Raw genomic sequence first — 17,716 nt, forward strand, 5'->3', positions numbered from 1 at the left:
GTCGCGTCGCCGGCCGGATCGAGGTCAGCCGGCCGACGCGGCGGTGAAGACGGCAAGCTGGTCTGCGAAAGCGCGTTTGTAGGCAGGCCTGGCTTCGCCGCGCACGACATAGGCGGCAAGGTTGGAATAGTCGTCCAGCATATCCGACGATGCCTTCAGCCTCAGCAACACCGTCACCATCAGCAGGTCGCCGGCGCTGAACGCACCGTCTAGCCAGTCGGCATCGCCAAGGCGTGCGGAAAGCCCATCCAAACGCTTGCGGATGCTGCTGTCCAGAGAGCGCAGGCGCTGCTCGTACCAAGGTTCGTCGCGCTCGAGGATATTTACCAGACTGCGGTCGAAGATTGGCGGCTCCACCGTATTGAGCGCGGCGAACATCCAGGTAACCGCGCGCGCCCGGGCGTCGGGATCTCTCGGCAGCAGGCCCGCGTTGTGCTCCGCTATATGGAATACGATCGCTCCCGACTCGAACAGGGCAAGGTCGCCTTGCTCGTAGGTCGGAATCTGCCCGAAGGGATGAAGCGCGAGATGCGCGGGTTGCTTCATCTCCTCGAACGACACGAGGCGGACGTCATAGGGCTGGCTGACCTCTTCCAGCGCCCAGCGAACGCGCATGTCGCGCGCCAGACCCTTGCCGCGATCCGGCGACCGCTCGAATGCAGTGATGATGGGCTTCATCGTTAATCTCCAGCTCTTTGCATCTTGAGACCGAAGGACGCAGACGAGGTTCGTCATCCGACATCGTCGGCGATTTTTCCGTCCACATTCCAGGTCGCCGGCGATCACGCCGCGACGAGGAGCTTTCGTCTCTCAACCTCGCGAAACGTTCCCGGAGTCTGGCCTGCGTGACGTCGAAAGAAGCGATTGAAATAGGCGGGGTCGGCAAAGCCGAGCGAATAGGCAATCGCCTGCACCGGGGTCGGCGTGAAGATCAGGTCGCGCCGGGCCGCTTCCATCAACTGGCGAGCGGCCAGTTCCTGCACCGAAAGCCCGGTGGCGGCGCGCGCAAGCCGGTTGAGATGGGCTGCCGAGACGCCGATCGATTGCGCATAGAACGTCACAGGCCGGTGCTCGCGGCAGTGCGCGGCGATCAGCGTTGTCAGCGTCTCGATCCGGTCTTCGGTAGCGGAAGCGTCACCCTGTGCAGTCGATAGCGTACCGGCGCGAACCAGCGCGACGATCGCTGCCGTCATGAGCGGCTCGAGAAGCAGGAGTCGTCCGGCTGCGCGTCCGTGAAGCTCGGCGTGAAGCCGGCGCACGCTTTCGATCAGCAGGCCGGCGTTCTCGTCCTTAGGTCGCAGCGAAACCACCTGGGTCGTCGCCGCGAACGCCGCGATCCGCCGGTCCGCCGCGGCAAGGGAGGCGAGCCGGTCGCCGAGCGCGGTCAGGACCAGCCCGTCGATCTCGCGGGAAAAGCGGAAACCGTGCACCGCCCCCGCGGGGATGAACAAAACGCAGGGAGCCTCGAAATGCCGCAGGTCGTTTGCACCCACGATCTCGCCGCTGCCGGCCGTCAGCAGGAATATCTGGAAGAAGGAGTCGTGCCGATGCCGGGAAATCTCCCAATTGTGCAGGTGCGTACGCTCAGGGATCGTTTCGCTGTGAATCCAGAAGTCTCCGGATTCTCCTGATTTCTCACGATAAAGGCGATATGAGGGGACCGCGTTGGCCATATCTCGCTCCGGCAGTGATGTTCTGATAGTGCAATCGATTGCCCGAATTGTCCATTGTTGGGAGGTCCGGCAGTCGGGCAGTATACAGGCTGCAAGCGGAGCCAGCCGGGGAGGAACGCCAGCATGCGCACGCAGGTTGTCATCATCGGCTCCGGCCCGGCCGGGCTGTTGCTCGGGCAGCTTCTCACCAATGCAGGTATCGACAACGTCATTCTGGAGCGGGTGAGTCAGGACTACGTTCTCGGCCGTATCCGGGCCGGCGTGCTGGAAGAAGGCATGGCCGGCCTGCTCGACGAGGCAGGCGCGGGTGAGCGGATGCGTCGCGAAGGTCTGCCGCATGACGGGTTCGATCTCACATTTTCCGGAAAGCACCACAGGATCGACCTGCACGGTCTGACCGGCAAGCACGTCATCGTCTATGGCCAGACCGAGGTAACGCGCGACCTGATGGACAGGCGCGCGGCGGCTGGCGGCATCAGCATCTACGAGGTGGCCGACGTGCATCCGCACGATTTCGATGGCGAACGGCCCTATGTCACGTACAGCAAGGACGGCGTCGAGCACCGGCTCGACTGCGATTTCATCGCGGGCTGCGACGGCTATCACGGCCCTTCGCGCAAGGCGGTTGAAGGCAAGGGGCTGGAGACGTTCGAGCGCGTCTATCCATTCGGTTGGCTAGGCATCGTTGCCGATGTGCCGCCCGTCAGCCACGAGTTGATCTATTCCAACCACCCGCGTGGCTTCGCGCTGTGCTCTATGCGCTCGGCTACGCGCAGCCGCTATTACGTCCAGTGTGCGCTGGACGACAGGGTCGAGGCCTGGTCCGACGACCGCTTCTGGGACGAAATCCGTTCGCGGCTGCCGGCGGAGACGGCCGAAGCGATGACGACCGGCCCGTCGATCGAGAAATCCATCGCGCCGCTGCGCTCCTTCGTGGCTGAGCCGCTGCGGTTCGGGCGCCTGTTCCTGGTCGGCGATGCCGGGCATATCGTGCCGCCGACGGGCGCCAAGGGGCTCAACCTCGCCGCAAGCGACGTGCGCTACCTGTTCGACGCATTGCAGGAGTATTATGCAGAGCAGTCCGCCGCCGGGATCGATGGATATTCGGCCCGGGCGCTGGCGCGGGTATGGAAAGCGGAGCGCTTTTCCTGGTGGATGACAAACACGCTCCACCGCTTTCCGGATATGGGGGCGTTCGGGCAGCGCATACAGGAGGCCGAACTGGAATATCTGACAGGTTCGCGCGCCGCGTCCACGTCGCTTGCCGAGAACTATGTCGGCCTGCCTTATTGAGGATCAACCGATGAACGAAAAATCGAAACGGCACGAACAGGGCATGGCGACACGCCGGGCGGTGCTGGGCGACGCCCACGTCGACCGCGCCGAGGCCGCAAAGACGGCGTTTGATGCGCCGTTCCAGGAACTCATCACCGAGGCCGCGTGGGGGCATGTGTGGTCGCGCGACACGATCACCCGGCGCGAGCGCTCGATGATGACGCTGGCGCTTCTGGCCGGCCTCGGCAATTTCGAGGAACTGGCGTTGCACACGCGCGCCACGGCCAACACCGGCGCCACGCGTGACGACATCCTGGAAGTCATGCTGCACGTTGCGATCTATGCCGGCGTGCCGCGCGCCAACCACGCGATCAAGGTCGTCAAGCACGTACTGGACGAGATGGACAAGGAGAAGGGCAAATGAGCGAGGGCATGCTCTCGAACCGCAAGCCGGAAACGGGCGCATTCTTCCAGCGCGACCGCGAGTGGCATCCGCAAGCCTATACGCCCTGGTACAAGACCTCCGTGCTGCGTTCGCCGCAGAAGGCGCTGCTGTCGCTCGACAACACGCTGTCGGAAATCACGGGTCCGGTCTTCGGCCACAATATTCTCGGCGCGCTCGACAACGACCTGATCCACAATTTCGCGAAGCCCGGTGAGAGCGCCATCGGTCCGCGCATCATCGTCTATGGGCGGGTCCTCGACGAGCGTGGCAAGGGTGTGCCCGGTGCGTTGCTGGAATTCTGGCAGGCCAATGCCGGCGGGCGCTATCGCCACAAGAAGGAAGGCTATATCGCACCGCTCGATCCGAATTTCGGCGGCTGCGGACGCACCATCACCGACGAAGACGGCGGTTATGTCCTCCGAACCGTGCAGCCGGGGCCATATCCCTGGCCGAATGGTCCCAACGACTGGCGCCCGGCGCATATCCACTTCTCGATCTTTGGGCATGGGTTCGCGCAGCGGCTCATCACCCAGATGTATTTCGAAGGCGATCCGATGATTCCGCTGTGCCCCATCGTCAAGACGATCAACGATCCCGCGGCGATCTCCGATCTGACGGCAGCGCTCGACATGAGCGCGACGACGCCTATGGACAGCCGCGCCTACAAGTTCGACATCGTCCTGCGCGGTCGCCGCTCCACGCTCTTCGAAAATCGCCTGGAGGGGAACTGACCATGGCCCAGCCGCTCAATCGCTTCAAGGAAAGCGCGTCGCAGACCGCCGGTCCCTACGTCCATATCGGGCTGACGCCGAACTTCTCCGAAATCAGCGGTGTCTATCCGCACGATCTCGGTTCCAGCATGGTCAACGACAAGACGCGCGGGAAACGCATTGCCATCATCGGGCGCGTGCTCGATGGCACCGGGACGCCGCTGAGGGATGCGCTCCTCGAAATCTGGCAGGCCGACGCCGAAGGGCTCTACAATTCGCCCTCGGAGATGCGTGGTACGGCGGATCCCAACTTCACCGGCTGGGGGCGCTGCGCGACGGACATGGTGTCGGGCGAATTCCGTTTCGAGACGGTCAAGCCCGGCCGTGTTCCCTTCAATGACGGCCGGCTTATGGCCCCGCACGTCACCTTCTGGATCGTCGCGCGCGGCATCAATATCGGCCTGCACACGCGCATGTATTTCGGTGACGAGGAGGCGGCCAATGCCGAGGACCCGGTCCTCGCACGCATCGAGCACCGCGTGCGGGTGCCGACGCTGGTGGCCGAGCCTGTCGAAGGCGGCTATCGCTTCGACATCCATCTGCAGGGCGAGAAGGAAACCGTCTTCTTCGACATCTGATGGCTTTGAGCGCTGTTGGTTGACACCCGCCGTGGCAATGTGCGTCCTTCGAGGCTCGCTGTGCTCGCACCTCAGGATGAGGACCGTTGTGCATCGAGCCCACCGCGAGCGGATTCGATCAACCCACCTCCCTGATCCTGAGGTGCGAGCGAAGCGAGCCTCGAAGGACGCACACCCAATTTTCATCTGTATCATTGCTGCTGGTAAGAACCCGTGACCGTTTCGCCTTTCGACCATCCATTCCTTTCGGGGCTGCTCGGTGACGAGGAGGTCGGCTCATGCTTTTCTGTCGAGGCCGATATCGCGGCGATGCTGGCATTCGAGACGGCACTGGCGGAAGCCGAGTTAGAGGAAGGGCTGATAGACAGCGATGCGGCAGCCGTAATTGCAGCGGCCCTCGACACATTCGAACCGAACATGGACGGGCTGCGGGCAGGGGTGGCGCGCGATGGCGTGGTGGTGCCGGAACTGGTGCGCCAGCTTCGCGCGGCGGTGGGTGAGCCCCATGCCAGCCGTGTTCACTTTGGGGCGACGAGCCAGGACGTTATCGACACCAGCCTAGCCATAAGGCTCAAGGATGCCATGGGCGTCATCGAGGCGCGGCTGGCGTCGGTGGTCGATGAGCTCAAGCGGCTGGAAGCGCGGGACGGTGCCGTCGAGACGATGGCACATACCCGCATGCAGGCGGCCATTCCCGTGCCCGCCTCGCGCAAGATCGCAAGCTGGCGCGAGCCGCTGGAGCGGCATCGCGAAAGGCTCGCGGCGGTTCGCGACGATGTCTGCGTCCTGCATTTCGGTGGAGCGGCGGGGATGTTGGAGAAGCTTGGCGACGCAGCGCCTGCCGTCACCCGACGGCTGGCCGAAAAGCTCGGGCTGCGGGCACTGTCCCGCGCACGCCACAGTGAACGCGACGGGATCGTTGCATTTGCCTCCTGGCTTTCGCTCGTGACCGGAAGCCTCGGCAAGATGGGACAGGATGTGGCGCTGCTGGCGCAATCGGAGGTGGGCGAGGTGAAGCTTTCCTCCGGCGGCGGCTCATCCGCCATGCCGCACAAGGTCAATCCTGTCGATGCAGAGACGCTGGTGGCGCTCGCCCGGTTCAATGCAACGCTGGTTGCCGGCATGCACCATGCGATGGTGCATGAAAACGAGCGCTCTGGTGCGGCCTGGACGCTGGAGTGGCTGACGCTGCCACAAATGGTGGTGGCGACCGCTTCTGCGCTCCGCAAGGCGGAAGCGCTGGCCATGTCGATGGCGTTCCGCGAAACTGGCGCCCGAGGCTAGACCCTGCAAGGGATTCCGTAGCGTCATCAGGCTTTTGCGGCATAATCCACGCGTAGCTCCTCCAATTTAAATCAAGCTTAACCAAAGCGCTCATTAGTGGTGCGCGGACGGGCAAATCGGCTCGCCGCCGGCATACTTTGTTGCCGACGGCGCGGCCTCGGGCATGCGTGTCTCCCTGTCGAGAGGCGGGGTAGGGCGACAGGGGTCCGTACGGACCCGCAAATTGGGGGTTCTGCCATGAAGATTGGTAGCAAGATTTATGCGATCGTCGGCCTGATGGGCCTGGTCGCGGTGGCGATCGGCGGCATGGCCGTCTACACGCTCAACGAATACAATGCGCGGCTGGCAGCGCTGGAAAACGCGTCGGAGCGCGCCTATCTCGGCGAACGCCTCAACCGCTATGTCACCGCCGTGGTGATGGATGCGCGCGGCATCTACGCATCGTCATCCACGGAACAGGCCGAACAATTCGGCGAGGGCATTTATCGGTCGCTCGACCGGATGGACGCCCTGCTGGAGCAGTGGCGGCCGCTGGTCGACGCCGAAGGGCTTGCGGATTTCAACGCAGTCGTGGACCGCTCCGCCGAGTTTCGCGCCTTCCGCGCCGAAACCGCACGCCTCGGCACCGAGGTGAGCCCGGCGGAAGCCAACATTCAGGGCAACAACGAGCAGAACCGGGCGAACCGCAAGGCGTTTCAGGCTGAAATCGACGCGGTCGTCAATCGCGACCAGCAAATCCTGGCGGACGTGAAGGTCGACCTGGCTTCGTTCCAGACGCGCATGGCGATCCTCATCGGGTCCGTTGTTCTGGTCGGGCTTGCCGCCGGCGCGGGTGCTGCGGCCTATATCGGCACTGCACAGCTCAGCCGCCCGATCCGCGGCCTGACGGGAACCATGAAAATGCTCGCCGAAGGCAATCTCGAAGCGGATATTCCGTTTGCCGGTCGCAAGGACGAGATCGGCGAGATGGCCAAGGCTGTCGAGGTGTTCAAGCAGAACGCGCTCAAAGTGCGCGAGCTGAATGCACAGGAAGCAGCCCTTCAGGCGAAGAGCGCCGACCTGCAGACCAGCATTGCGGAAGTGGTTGCCAGCGCCGTGCGGGGCAATTTCGACCGTCGCATCACGAAGGACTATCAGGACGCCGACCTCAACCGTTTCGCTGCAAGCGTCAACGAACTGGTGACCAGCGTCGACACGGGCATCGCCGAGGTTCGCCGCGTGGTGGCCAGCCTTGCCGAGGGCGACCTGACCCAGAGCATGAACGGTAATTTCCAGGGCGCGTTCGAAGAACTGCAGCACAACGTCAATTCCACCATGCAGACGCTGCGTAGTGTGTTGCGCGACGTTCGGATCACTTCGGACACGATCGGCTCCAATACCGTCGAGCTGCGCTCGGCTGCGGACGACCTGTCGCGGCGCACCGAACAGCAGGCGGCCTCCCTCGAGGAGACCTCCGCCGCGCTCGACGAGATCACCGCAACGGTGCGCGAGTCGACCGATCGCGCGCAGGAGGCAAGCCGGATGGTCGACGAGGCCCGTCGCTCGACCGAGCAGTCCACGAAGGTGGTGGCCGAGGCCGTCAGCGCCATGAGCCGCATCGAGCAGGCATCGGGCGAGATCGGCCAGATCATCAGCCTGATCGACGAGATTGCCTTCCAGACCAACCTCCTGGCGCTCAATGCGGGTGTCGAGGCGGCGCGGGCCGGCGAGGCGGGCAGAGGCTTTGCCGTGGTGGCGCAGGAAGTGCGCGAGCTCGCCCAGCGTTCGGCAACGGCCGCCAAGGACATCAAGGACCTCATCACCAAGTCTGGCGAGGAAGTGTCGACAGGCGTGCGGCTGGTCACGGCGACCGGCGAAGCGCTCGACACGATCCAGGCGCATGTCGTGCACATCAACGAGCATGTCCATTCGATCGCGAGCGCCGCCGGCGAGCAGTCGACGGGGCTCTCCGAGATCAACACGGCCATGAACCAGATGGATCAGGTCACCCAGCGCAATGCGGCGATGGTGGAAGAGACAACGGCGGCAACGCATCGCCTGTCGAGCGAGTCCGCCAGCCTCACTCAGCTCATTTCGCACTTCAAGGTCGAGGGCGGGGCCAGCGTGCGCGAGGCGGACGATTACAGCGCTTCCGTCCCTTCGCCTGCTCGTGTGCTCGGCCAGCGTGTGGCGGGCGCCTTCGGCGGCGTGGTGGCTGCGGAATAGCGGTCACGTACGACGGGAAGAAACAGGGCGGCTCCAGGGCCGCCTTTTTTCATTGAGGTTGCTCGTCGCGGTACGACTACATCGCGTTCATGGTCAGTAGTTCGTAGCCGGCGACCTGTTCTCCGTCCTGATTGACCACCGCAACGTCCCAGCGCACTTCGCCATATTCATCGTTGCGCCGCGTTTTCGTCTTCGCCGTCAGCCGTACCTTGAGGCTGTCGCCGGGCGAAACCGGCTTCATGAAGCGCAAATTGTCCAGTCCGTAGTTGGCCAGCACAGGTCCGGGCGCGGGATCGACGAACAGCCCGGCGGCGAAGGACAGGATCAGGTAGCCGTGCGCGACGCGGCCGGGGAATAACGGATTGGCTTTCGCCGCTTCCTCGTCCATATGGGCGTAGAAGGTGTCGCCGGTGAACTCGGCAAAATGCTCGATGTCCTCAAGCGTGACCTGCCGGCTCTTTGTCCACAGCGTGTGGCCGATTTCCAGGTCTGGAAAACGCATCCGGAACGGATGGCGATCCTTCTCCAGCGTCTTCGCGCCTGCTACCCAGCCCCCGGTGATGCCGGTCATCAGGTCAGGACTCGCCTGGATCGCAGTGCGCTGCATGTAGTGCATGACGCCGCGAATGCCGCCCATCTCCTCGCCGCCGCCCGCGCGTCCCGGCCCGCCATGCACCATGTGGGGCAGGGGGGAGCCGTGGCCGGTCGCCTCCTTCCCGGTGTCGCGGTTTGCGAAATAGAGCCGGCCGTGGAACGCCCCGGCGACTTCAACGACCTGCCGCGCGACCGCTGGATCGCGCGTGAACACCGAGGCCACAAGCGAGCCGCCGCCGCGATTGGCAAGTGCTGCCGCGTGAGCGATGTCGCGATAGCCCATCACGGTCGAGACCGGGCCGAACGCCTCAACGGCATGGATGCCCTCGGCACTGTCCGGGTCGTCGCAGGCAAACAGCAACGGCGAGATGAAAGCCCCTTTCTCGGCGTCGGCTGCGCTGACGTCGACCTTTCGCGGATCGCCATGCACGAGGCGCGCCTCGCGGGCTATTGCTTCGACCTTCTCCCGGACATCGTCGCGTTGGGCGAGGCTGGCGAGCGCGCCCATGCGCGTTGCCTCGTCGCGCGGGTTGCCGATCACGGTCTTCGCCAGCCTGTCGGCGACCGCCTCGATGACGGCGTCCCGGTGGGCGGCGGGCACTATGAGCCGGCGCATGGCCGTGCATTTCTGGCCGGCCTTGGCCGTCATCTCGCGATGCACTTCCTTGACGAAGGCGTCGAATTCCGGTGTGCCGGGGGACGCATCGGGCCCAAGGATCGAAGCGTTCAACGAATCCTGCTCGGCGATGAAGCGCACGGAATTTCGGATCAGATGAGGATTGGCGCGCAGCATGCCGGCTGTTGCCGCCGAGCCGGTGAAGGACACCACGTCCTGCCAGCCGAGCCGATCGAGCAGGTCGCCGGTCGGGCCGGCAATGAGTTGCACGGCACCTTCCGGCAGTAGGCCGGATTCGATCATCATGCGGAACGCTGCCTCGGTGAGCCACGCCGTGGCCGAGGCCGGCTTGACGATGGCCGGCACACCAGCAAGCAGGGTGGGCGCCAGTTTTTCCAGCATGCCCCAGACGGGAAAATTGAAGGCGTTGATGTGGACGGCGACGCCCTGCAGCGAGGTTGCGACATGCTGGCCGAGGAAGTTGCCGCCGCGCGAAAGCTGCTCAAGCGCGCCATCGACATAGATCGTGTCGTCCGGCAGTTCGCGCTTGCCCTTGGAGGCATAGACGAACAGCGTGCCGATGCCGCCGTCGATGTCGATCATCGAGTCCGCCTTGGTCGCGCCCGTCTCGTAGGAGAGCTCGTAAAGCGGGTCGCGGCGCTCGTTCAGATATTGCGCGAGCGCCTTCAGCATCGCTGCGCGCTGGTGGAAGGTCATGGCCCGCAGGGCGGGGCCACCTGTCCGCCGGGCATGTTCGGCCATGCCGGCATAGTCGAGCCCGCCGCCGCCGATCTCGGCAACCGCCTCGCCCGTTACGGCGCTCCGCAGCGTCGAGATGTTGCCGGCCGGCCCGATCCAGCGGCCAGTGGCATAGCTGTGAAGGGGGATGATGGTCATCGGTTACTCCTTGTCGAGACGCGGCTTTCCATTCACCCAACCTCTGCCGGCAGGTGCGAAAAGCCCCTGAAGCGGACGCGGCCGGTGCGCTGTGGGGTGCCGGCCAGCCGGTAGTTCGGGAACCGTTGCAGGAAGCGCGAGATTGCGATGCGGCCCTCCATCCGCGCCAGGGAGAAGCCGGCGCACAGATGCGGACCCTGCGCGAAAGCAAGGTGCCGGTTCGGCTTGCGGGTCAGGTCGAGGCGGTCCGGCTCGTCATACTGGCGCGGGTCGCGATTGGCAGCACCGATGCACAGATGGATGCGGGTGCCGGCAGCAATCTCCTCGCCGTGGAACTCGACGGGCTCCGTGGTCATCCGGTTGCCGAGCTGGTTCGGCGACTGGAAGCGCAGGAACTCGTCCACAGCGGTGTCGATCAGGCCGGGATCGGCCTCTAGCCGGCGCCTTTCGTCCGGCCATTCCAACAGTTCGAACAGAGCGTTACCGATCAGGTTCGTGGTCGTTTCGTGGCCGGCATTGAGGATGAAGATGCAGTTCTGAAGAAGCTCGACATCGGAAAGCTGCTCGCCGTCGTTGCCGTCGATCAGCCTGGTCAGCACATCGGTCGCCGGATCGCCGGGCTCCTTCCTGCGGCGCGCGGCGAGGTCGGCCAGATAGGCCTTGAAGTCGGTGACGGCGCGGTTGCCGATTTCCTGCTGCTGCGGCGTCAAGGTGGGTTCGAGCGCGCCGAGGATCGCCAGCGACCAGTCGCGCAGCGGCCCGCGCTCCTCGTGCGGCATCACGAACAGATTGCCGATCACCTCGATCGGAATGGCTGCGGCGAAATTCTCGATCAGGTCGACGTCGTTCTTCCGGGCCATGCGGTCGAGCAGGCCGTCGACCAGCGCGATCAGGCCCGGTTCCATCGCCGAGATGGCGCGCGGTGTCAGCGCCCCCATCATGATCTTGCGCACGCGTGTGTGCAGCGGCGGGTCGTTGAAGACCAGGCTGGTGGTGTGATGCTCATAGAGCGGTGTTTGGCCAAATTTCGGCAGGAACTCGACCTTCTTGTCGGACGAGAACGCCCTTGTGTCGCGATAGACGCGGTCGAGATCGGCATAGCGTGACAGCATCACCGAGCCGTCGGCGAAACGCTTGACCGGCGCGTGCTCGAGCAGCGCGCGATAGGTGGGGAAGGGGTCGTCCGCGAAGCCTTGCGGCAAGGCGTTGATGTCGAAACGCGCCGCCAGCGCGGCATCGGATGTTGCTGCGTCCATCTGCACCGAATTCTCCTCCGCGATGCAATCTCAAGTATTATTGACCGGCCGGTCGGTTTATGCAAGTCTCCTCGCCAGTCTGCGAAGGGAGGATCGCATGGGGCTTTCGGCAGAGGAAATCGCGCAGCGCAGTGCGCAAGCCATGTGGGCGCGGGACGACGCGTCGAAATGGCTTGGCATGAGCCTCGATGCCGTGGGGCCCGGCACGGCGACCACCTCGTTCACCGTCGGGAAGCACCACACCAACGGCCACGACATCTGCCACGGCGGCTACATCTTCACGCTGGCCGACAGCGCCTTTGCGTTCGCCTGCAACTCCTACAATCAGCTCGCGGTGGCACAGCACAACACGATCAGTTTCCTGCGGCCAGGCAAGCTTGGGGAGCGGCTGACGGCGGTTGCGCGTGAAGTGACGCGCGCGGGACGCTCGGGGCTCTACGACGTGACCGTAAGCGATGCAGCCGGCAAGGTGATCGCCGAGTTTCGCGGCGCCTCGCGCGTGATCGACGGCAGGCATTTCGAGGAGTAGCGCTCGGCGAGCGTTTCGGGAGGAGACCATGAAGGATTTGACGCCACGAAAGGAAGATCTCGACCCGATCGAGATTTCTTCGCGCGACGAAATCGCAGCCCTGCAGCTTCATCGGCTGAAGTGGTCGCTGCGCCATGCCTACGATAACGTTCCGCATTACCGGAAAAGCTTCGACGAGGCCGGCGTTCACCCCGACGACCTCAGGACGCTGTCTGACCTGGGCAAGTTTCCGTTCACCGTTAAGGCCGATCTGCGGGCCAACTACCCGTTCGGCATGTTTGCCGTTCCGCGCGAGAAGGTAGCGCGCATTCACGCCTCATCGGGTACGACGGGCAAGCCGACGGTGGTGGGATACACGAAGAACGACATCGACGTATGGGCAGAATGCGTTGCCCGTTCGATGCGGGCTTCGGGCACGCGGCCGGGCGACATCGTTCATATAGCCTATGGCTATGGCCTGTTCACCGGCGGTCTCGGCGCGCATTACGGCGCGGAGAAGCTCGGTTGCACGGTGGTGCCGGTCTCGGGCGGGATGACACAGCGGCAGGTCACGCTGATCGAGGACTTCCAGGCTTCGACCATCATGGTCACGCCGTCCTACATGCTCTCCATCCTCGACGAATATCGTGCCCAAGGGCTCGACCCGCGCAAGAGCCCCTTGCAGGTGGGCATCTTCGGTGCCGAGCCGTGGACAAACGCCATGCGCGCCGAGATCGAGGATGCGTTCGACATGCATGCCGTGGACATCTATGGCCTGTCCGAGGTGATGGGGCCGGGCGTCGCCAACGAATGTGTGGAGACCAAGGACGGGCTGCACATCTGGGAGGATCACTTCTATCCGGAGGTGATCGATCCGCAGACCGGCGAGGTGCTGCCGGATGGCGAAAAGGGCGAGCTGGTCTTCACCTCGCTCAGCAAGGAAGCGTTCCCGATCATCCGTTACCGGACGCGCGACCTCACGCGGCTGCTTCCAGGCACGGCGCGCACCATGCGGCGCATGGAGAAAATCACCGGCCGTTCCGACGACATGATGATCCTGCGCGGGGTCAACGTGTTTCCCACGCAGATCGAAGAGCAGATCCTGAAGGTGACGGGCCTCGCGCCGCACTTCCAGATCGAGCTCCTGCGCGAGGGGCGGATGGACGAGATGGTCGTGCATGTGGAGGCGATTGCCAGCCATGCGGCCGGCGAGGCGCGTTCGGCCTGCGCCACCGACCTTGTCATGCGCATCAAGGATGTTGTCGGCGTGTCGGTGAAGGTCAACGTCACCGAGCCCGACAAGGTGGCGCGCAGCCAGGGCAAGGCGGTGCGGATCGTCGACAACCGGCCGAAGAACTGATGGCGCGCAGCCGCGCCAAGGACCATGACGAGAAGCGTGGCGCGATCCTGCACCGCGCGGCGATCGTTTTCGCGCGCGACGGCTACGATCGTGCCTCGATGGCGCGGCTGGCGGCCGAATGCGGGGTCTCCAAGGCGCTGCTCTATCACTACTACGCCTCGAAGGAGGCGCTGCTTTTCGACATATTGCAGAATCACTTGAGCGCGCTGGTTGAAGCGGTGGAGGAGGCGGACGATCCTGCGCTGCCGCCGGAAGCCCGGCTTGAGGCGCTGGTCGGCGCGCTGCTGGAGGCCTATCGCGACGCCGATGCCGAGCACAAGGTGCAGGTCGACGCCCTGCGCCTGCTGCCCGACCCGGAACAGGAACAGTTGAAGGCGCTGGAGCGGCGGCTCGTGGAGATCGTGGCCCGGGCCGTCCACGCGCTCGACCCGGCGACATTTGACGGCACGCCGCTGCTCAAACCGGTGACGATGAGCCTCTTCGGCATGGTCAACTGGGCGTATATGTGGTTCCGGGACGGCGGTCCTGTCGGGCGACAGGACTATGCGCGGCTCGCGTCGCGCCTGCTGGTGGGCGGGGTGAGGGCGCTGCGCTCCTGACTTGCCACCACGCGCGCCGTCGTGCCATCTGATGGCCTTATGCCAAAGTCCGCCGATCCGGCCGTTGCCGCCCTTGAAACCCTGATTGCTCAGCTGCATGAACGCGGGCGCCCGCGCGTCTGGTCGCTGGTCATCACGATTTTCGGCGATGCTGTGGTGCCGCGCGGCGGGCGTGTGCCGCTGACGGTGTTGCAGGACATCATGGCGCGGCTGCGCATCGAGCCGGGCGCCCTGCGCACCGCGCTGTCGCGGCTGGCCGGGGACAAGTGGGTAACGCGCGATCGGCGTGGGCGGCATTCGTTCTTCAGCCTGGACGAACACGGTCGCCACGCCTTTGACCTCGCCACACGGCGCATCTATGCGGCCGGCCCGCCGGGATGGGCGGGCAAGTGGACTGTTGCCGTAGCTGCGCCAGGCGCCAATGCGCAAGGTGGCGAACTGCCGGCACTCGGTTTCGTGCGGATCAATGGCGGGGTCCATATGCGGCCGGAAACCGACGACGCACCCGATGCAACCGAGGCGCTTGCCGGCATGCTCGTGATCCATGGCGAAAGCGCGGAACATCCCGAGGCGTTTCGTGAATTATGGCCCTCGCAGGAGATCGCCGACGCTTACCATGCTTTCATCGCGGCGTTCCACCCGCTTCACGAGGCATTGCGGAACGGCTCCGTGCTTGTGCCGATCGATGCCATCGCCGCGCGCACGCTTCTCGTCCACGACTGGCGGCGGATCGTTCTGCGCGATCCCGGCCTGCCAGGTGCGCTACTGCCGCCATCATGGCCGGGGGCGGAGGCGCGCTCGATCGCGCGCGACATTCATGAAGCGCTGGCGGCACCAAGCGAGACATGGCTCGATATGGCCGGTCTCCCGGAGCCCGTCGATCCATCGGCGTTGGCGCGGCGCTGGCGAGACCCGCGTCAGTTCTCCAGATAGGCGAATGCCGACGTCGCGGTGACGGCGACGCGCGTGTCGCCCTTGGCCCTCATCTCTACGCGCGCGTAGGCCATACGCTTGCCGTTCGACAGCACCTCGACGCGGATTTCGATGTCTCCCGGCTTCAGCGGCCGGATGAAATGGGTGGTCAGGTCCACGGTCGTGCAGATGCGGAAGCGCCCGTTCAGCGCTGCCAGCGTCACCACGCAGGCCGTATCCGCCGCCGACGCGGTCGCCTGACCGCAGACCACACCGCCGACATGGACCAGCCGGTCGTTGTGCGGCAGGACGAAACTGCCGCCGTTCTCATCGAAGGAAACCGGCCTCAATCCAAGCTCGACGATCCACGGCGCGAACACGGTCTCCAGTGTCTTCTGCGCCTGCTCCATTCCGAATTGCGGCATGCTGCTCCTCTGACGTGTTACGAATTGTTGCAATCAATCGATAATTTCGTTACATATGGATGGCGGACGGATATGCTATCATCCGACCATGGAGGAACTGTCATGTATAGCCAGGGATTGATCGGCGCGAAGACGGAATCGGCTGAGGACCAGGCCTTTCTCGACGCTTTCCAGAAGCGCATCGACGCCGAAGAAAAGATCGAACCGAACGACCCCATGCCGGAGGGCTATCGGCGCACGCTGGTCCGGCAGATCGGTCAGCACGCGCATTCCGAGATCGTCGGCATGCTGCCGGAGGGCAATTGGATCACGCGCGCGCCTTCGCTCCGCCGCAAGGCGGCTCTTCTGGCCAAGGTGCAGGACGAGGGCGGCCACGGGCTCTACCTCTATTCCGCTGCCGAGACGCTGGGCGTTTCGCGCGAGGAGATGACCGAGGAGTTGCTGGCCGGCAAGGCGAAGTACTCTTCGATCTTCAACTATCCGACGCTCACCTGGGCCGACATCGGCGCGATCGGCTGGCTGGTCGACGGCGCTGCGATCATGAACCAGATTCCGCTCTGCCGCTGCTCTTACGGGCCCTACGCCCGCGCCATGATCCGGGTGTGCAAGGAAGAGAGCTTCCACCAGCGCCAGGGCTACGAGATCATGATGACGCTGGCGAACGGCACGCCGGAACAGAAAGAGATGGCGCAGGACGCGCTGAACCGCTGGTGGTGGCCGTCGCTGATGATGTTCGGCCCGCACGATTCCGACAGCCAGCACGGAGACCAGTCGATGCGCTGGAAGATCAAGCGCTTCACCAATGACGAGCTGCGCCAGCAATTCGTGGATTCCACGGTGCCGCAGGGCGAATTCCTCGGCCTGACCTTCCCCGATCCAAACCTGAAATGGAACGAGGAGCGGGGCCACTACGATTTCGGCGAGATCGACTGGGACGAGTTCTGGCGCGTCGTGAAGGGCGGCGGTCCGATGAACAAGGAGCGCCTGGCTGCCCGGCAGAAGGCCTGGGACGAGGGCGCATGGGTGCGCGAGGCGGCCCTTGCCCACGCGGAGAAGCGCAAGGCCCGCGCCGAAGCGGCGAGAATGGCGGCGGAGTAAGAGAGATGGCAAAGAACGAAATCCCGCTGTGGGAAGTCTTCATCCGGCCGCGCAACGGGCTTGCACACAAGCATTGCGGCTCGGTGCACGCTGCCGACGAGGTGATGGCGCTGCAGGCGGCACGCGATGTCTATACGCGGCGCGGCGAGGGCGTGTCGATCTGGGTGGTGCCTTCGGCCGCGATCGTCGCTTCCGATCCCGAGCACAAGGACGAGAATTTCGAGCCGGCGCTGTCGAAAGTTTACCGGCATCCGACCTTCTACAAGATCCCCGACGATGTGGGGCATATGTGATGGAGGTTTCGCGCGACCATTTCGTCACCTTCCTGCTTCGGCTTGCGGACGACCACCTGATCCTCGGCCATCGCCTGTCGGAATGGTGCGGCCATGCGCCGATGCTGGAAGAAGACCTTGCCATGCCCAACATCGCGCTCGACCTGATCGGGCAGGCTCGGGCGCTTTATCAATATGCCGCCGAAGTGGAGGGCAAGGGGCGCAGCGAGGATGACCTGGCGTATCTGCGCCGCGAACGCGAGTACCTCAACTGCCTGATGGTCGAGCGGCCGAATGGCGATTTCGCTCACACCATGCTGCGCCAGTTCTATTTCGCGGCGTTCATGCATCCATTCTGGGAGAAGGCATCCGCGTCCACCGACGAGACCCTGGCGGGCATCGCTGCCAAGGCGGTCAAGGAGGTCTCCTACCACGTCCGCCATTGCGGCGAATGGGTTATCCGGCTGGGCGACGGGACGGAGGAAAGTGCCGCCCGCATGAAGGCGGCCGTCGAGGCGCTGGCGCCCTATGTCGACGAGTTGTTTGAGACGGACGCGGTAAGCGAAGCCGTTTCAAAGGCAGGCATCGCGCCGGCGCCAGCCTCCTTGCGGTCGAGCTTCGACTCTACGGTCCAGCGCGTGTTCGCCGAAGCCTTTCTTGACATGCCGGAGACCGCCTGGCCGCAGACCGGCGGACGGCAGGGTCGCCACGGCGAGGCGATGGGCTACCTGCTTGCCGAATTGCAGCACATCCAGCGTACCTATCCGGGGGCGGTGTGGTGATGCACGTAGCCGGACATAGGCAGGGGTGGCGGGACAGCGCCCCCCTCTGGCCTGCCGGCCATCTCCCCCACGAGGGGGGAGATCAGCCGTCATATCTACCTTCGCCAAAGTCGAACGTTGAAAGGCGAAAGAATTCGGTGAAGCTGCCGATCTCCCCCCTCGTGGGG

The 17,716-nt window shown here is 64.5% G+C and carries 18 protein-coding genes; 13 read left to right on the forward strand and 5 right to left on the reverse strand.

The window, feature by feature from the left end; genetic code table 11:
* Positions 1-24: 24 nt before the first annotated feature.
* Both V1479_RS19125 and V1479_RS19130 read right to left on the reverse strand, forming a co-directional pair.
* Positions 25-678, reverse strand: coding sequence for a glutathione S-transferase family protein (locus V1479_RS19125; protein ID WP_368804347.1), 654 nt, complete (start codon positions 676-678; stop codon positions 25-27).
* 104 nt (positions 679-782) lie between these two features.
* Positions 783-1,673, reverse strand: coding sequence for a helix-turn-helix domain-containing protein (locus V1479_RS19130; RefSeq protein ID WP_368804348.1), 891 nt, complete (start codon positions 1,671-1,673; stop codon positions 783-785).
* 123 nt (positions 1,674-1,796) lie between these two features.
* Between V1479_RS19130 and pobA the strand changes: the two genes are divergently transcribed.
* The 6 genes from pobA (at position 1,797) to V1479_RS19160 (ending at position 8,230) form a co-directional block, all read left to right on the forward strand.
* A complete protein-coding gene (gene pobA, locus V1479_RS19135; RefSeq protein WP_368804349.1) occupies positions 1,797-2,966 on the forward strand; it encodes a 4-hydroxybenzoate 3-monooxygenase in 1,170 nt (389 codons plus the stop codon).
* Positions 2,967-2,976: 10 nt separating this feature from the next.
* Complete coding sequence (pcaC, locus tag V1479_RS19140) at positions 2,977-3,372, forward strand: 4-carboxymuconolactone decarboxylase (protein ID WP_368804350.1); 396 nt, start codon at positions 2,977-2,979, stop codon at positions 3,370-3,372.
* A complete protein-coding gene (gene pcaH / locus V1479_RS19145; RefSeq protein WP_368804351.1) occupies positions 3,369-4,124 on the forward strand; it encodes a protocatechuate 3,4-dioxygenase subunit beta in 756 nt (251 codons plus the stop codon). Before pcaC ends, pcaH begins: the two co-directional genes overlap by 4 nt.
* A gap of 2 nt (positions 4,125-4,126) precedes the next feature.
* Positions 4,127-4,741 carry a protocatechuate 3,4-dioxygenase subunit alpha gene (gene pcaG / locus V1479_RS19150; protein WP_368804352.1) on the forward strand — a complete coding sequence of 205 codons (615 nt, stop codon included), beginning with the start codon at positions 4,127-4,129 and terminating at the stop codon, positions 4,739-4,741.
* A 213-nt stretch (positions 4,742-4,954) separates the two neighbouring features.
* A complete protein-coding gene (locus tag V1479_RS19155; protein ID WP_368804353.1) occupies positions 4,955-6,025 on the forward strand; it encodes a 3-carboxy-cis,cis-muconate cycloisomerase in 1,071 nt (356 codons plus the stop codon).
* 237 nt (positions 6,026-6,262) lie between these two features.
* Positions 6,263-8,230 (forward strand): methyl-accepting chemotaxis protein, encoded by a 1,968-nt coding sequence (locus V1479_RS19160; protein ID WP_368804354.1) that lies wholly within the window; start codon positions 6,263-6,265, stop codon positions 8,228-8,230.
* 76 nt (positions 8,231-8,306) lie between these two features.
* Here V1479_RS19160 and paaZ read toward each other — a convergent pair whose 3' ends face one another.
* Positions 8,307-10,337 (reverse strand): phenylacetic acid degradation bifunctional protein PaaZ, encoded by a 2,031-nt coding sequence (paaZ, locus tag V1479_RS19165; protein WP_368804355.1) that lies wholly within the window; start codon positions 10,335-10,337, stop codon positions 8,307-8,309.
* A gap of 32 nt (positions 10,338-10,369) precedes the next feature.
* The gene (locus tag V1479_RS19170; RefSeq protein WP_368804356.1) at positions 10,370-11,593 is read right to left on the reverse strand and encodes a cytochrome P450; all 1,224 of its coding nucleotides are present in this window, start codon (positions 11,591-11,593) and stop codon (positions 10,370-10,372) included.
* Between the two features lie 97 nt (positions 11,594-11,690).
* Here V1479_RS19170 and paaI point away from each other — a divergent pair, with 97 nt between their 5' ends.
* The 4 genes from paaI to V1479_RS19190 are packed head-to-tail and all read left to right on the forward strand — an operon-like array spanning position 11,691 to position 14,993.
* A complete protein-coding gene (gene paaI, locus V1479_RS19175) occupies positions 11,691-12,122 on the forward strand; it encodes a hydroxyphenylacetyl-CoA thioesterase PaaI (RefSeq protein ID WP_368804357.1) in 432 nt (143 codons plus the stop codon).
* Between the two features lie 28 nt (positions 12,123-12,150).
* Complete coding sequence (gene paaK / locus V1479_RS19180) at positions 12,151-13,461, forward strand: phenylacetate--CoA ligase PaaK (RefSeq protein ID WP_368804358.1); 1,311 nt, start codon at positions 12,151-12,153, stop codon at positions 13,459-13,461.
* Entirely contained in the window at positions 13,461-14,060 is a 600-nt protein-coding gene (locus tag V1479_RS19185) for a TetR/AcrR family transcriptional regulator (RefSeq protein WP_368804359.1), read from the forward strand. Before paaK ends, V1479_RS19185 begins: the two co-directional genes overlap by 1 nt.
* Positions 14,061-14,099: 39 nt before the next feature.
* Positions 14,100-14,993, forward strand: a complete 894-nt coding sequence (locus V1479_RS19190) for a PaaX family transcriptional regulator (RefSeq protein ID WP_368804360.1) — start codon at positions 14,100-14,102, stop codon at positions 14,991-14,993.
* Here the strand turns inward: V1479_RS19190 and V1479_RS19195 are convergent.
* Entirely contained in the window at positions 14,978-15,397 is a 420-nt protein-coding gene (locus V1479_RS19195; protein ID WP_368804361.1) for a PaaI family thioesterase, read from the reverse strand. The genes V1479_RS19190 and V1479_RS19195 overlap by 16 nt on opposite strands.
* 102 nt (positions 15,398-15,499) lie before the next feature.
* Here V1479_RS19195 and paaA point away from each other — a divergent pair, with 102 nt between their 5' ends.
* From paaA to paaC, 3 genes are read left to right on the forward strand one after another with little or no spacing between them, the layout of a single operon-like run.
* Positions 15,500-16,495, forward strand: a complete 996-nt coding sequence (gene paaA / locus V1479_RS19200; RefSeq protein WP_368804362.1) for a 1,2-phenylacetyl-CoA epoxidase subunit PaaA — start codon at positions 15,500-15,502, stop codon at positions 16,493-16,495.
* A 5-nt stretch (positions 16,496-16,500) separates the two neighbouring features.
* On the forward strand, positions 16,501-16,788 hold the full coding sequence (paaB, locus tag V1479_RS19205) for a 1,2-phenylacetyl-CoA epoxidase subunit PaaB (RefSeq protein WP_173192253.1): 288 nt from the start codon (positions 16,501-16,503) through the stop codon (positions 16,786-16,788).
* On the forward strand, positions 16,788-17,549 hold the full coding sequence (gene paaC / locus V1479_RS19210) for a 1,2-phenylacetyl-CoA epoxidase subunit PaaC (RefSeq protein WP_368804363.1): 762 nt from the start codon (positions 16,788-16,790) through the stop codon (positions 17,547-17,549). The genes paaB and paaC overlap by 1 nt, the downstream gene beginning before the upstream one ends.
* Positions 17,550-17,716: the final 167 nt, after the last annotated feature.

This window comes from Neoaquamicrobium sediminum (genome assembly GCF_040970315.1).
Taxonomy (GTDB): domain Bacteria; phylum Pseudomonadota; class Alphaproteobacteria; order Rhizobiales; family Rhizobiaceae; genus Aerobium; species Aerobium sediminum.

Excerpts from the sequence above, each read along its gene's own strand:
- paaC (WP_368804363.1), top strand. The coding sequence starts at position 16,788 with ATGGAGGTTTCGCGCGACCATTTCGTCACCTTCCTGCTTCGGCTTGCG.
- pobA (WP_368804349.1), top strand. The coding sequence starts at position 1,797 with ATGCGCACGCAGGTTGTCATCATCGGCTCCGGCCCGGCCGGGCTGTTG.
- V1479_RS19185 (WP_368804359.1), top strand. The coding sequence starts at position 13,461 with ATGGCGCGCAGCCGCGCCAAGGACCATGACGAGAAGCGTGGCGCGATC.
- paaB (WP_173192253.1), top strand. The coding sequence starts at position 16,501 with ATGGCAAAGAACGAAATCCCGCTGTGGGAAGTCTTCATCCGGCCGCGC.
- V1479_RS19125 (WP_368804347.1), bottom strand. The coding sequence starts at position 678 with ATGAAGCCCATCATCACTGCATTCGAGCGGTCGCCGGATCGCGGCAAG.
- paaA (WP_368804362.1), top strand. The coding sequence starts at position 15,500 with ATGTATAGCCAGGGATTGATCGGCGCGAAGACGGAATCGGCTGAGGAC.
- paaK (WP_368804358.1), top strand. The coding sequence starts at position 12,151 with ATGAAGGATTTGACGCCACGAAAGGAAGATCTCGACCCGATCGAGATT.
- pcaC (WP_368804350.1), top strand. The coding sequence starts at position 2,977 with ATGAACGAAAAATCGAAACGGCACGAACAGGGCATGGCGACACGCCGG.
- V1479_RS19170 (WP_368804356.1), bottom strand. The coding sequence starts at position 11,593 with ATGGACGCAGCAACATCCGATGCCGCGCTGGCGGCGCGTTTCGACATC.
- V1479_RS19160 (WP_368804354.1), top strand. The coding sequence starts at position 6,263 with ATGAAGATTGGTAGCAAGATTTATGCGATCGTCGGCCTGATGGGCCTG.
- paaI (WP_368804357.1), top strand. The coding sequence starts at position 11,691 with ATGGGGCTTTCGGCAGAGGAAATCGCGCAGCGCAGTGCGCAAGCCATG.
- V1479_RS19190 (WP_368804360.1), top strand. The coding sequence starts at position 14,100 with ATGCCAAAGTCCGCCGATCCGGCCGTTGCCGCCCTTGAAACCCTGATT.
- paaZ (WP_368804355.1), bottom strand. The coding sequence starts at position 10,337 with ATGACCATCATCCCCCTTCACAGCTATGCCACTGGCCGCTGGATCGGG.
- V1479_RS19195 (WP_368804361.1), bottom strand. The coding sequence starts at position 15,397 with ATGCCGCAATTCGGAATGGAGCAGGCGCAGAAGACACTGGAGACCGTG.
- pcaG (WP_368804352.1), top strand. The coding sequence starts at position 4,127 with ATGGCCCAGCCGCTCAATCGCTTCAAGGAAAGCGCGTCGCAGACCGCC.
- V1479_RS19130 (WP_368804348.1), bottom strand. The coding sequence starts at position 1,673 with ATGGCCAACGCGGTCCCCTCATATCGCCTTTATCGTGAGAAATCAGGA.
- pcaH (WP_368804351.1), top strand. The coding sequence starts at position 3,369 with ATGAGCGAGGGCATGCTCTCGAACCGCAAGCCGGAAACGGGCGCATTC.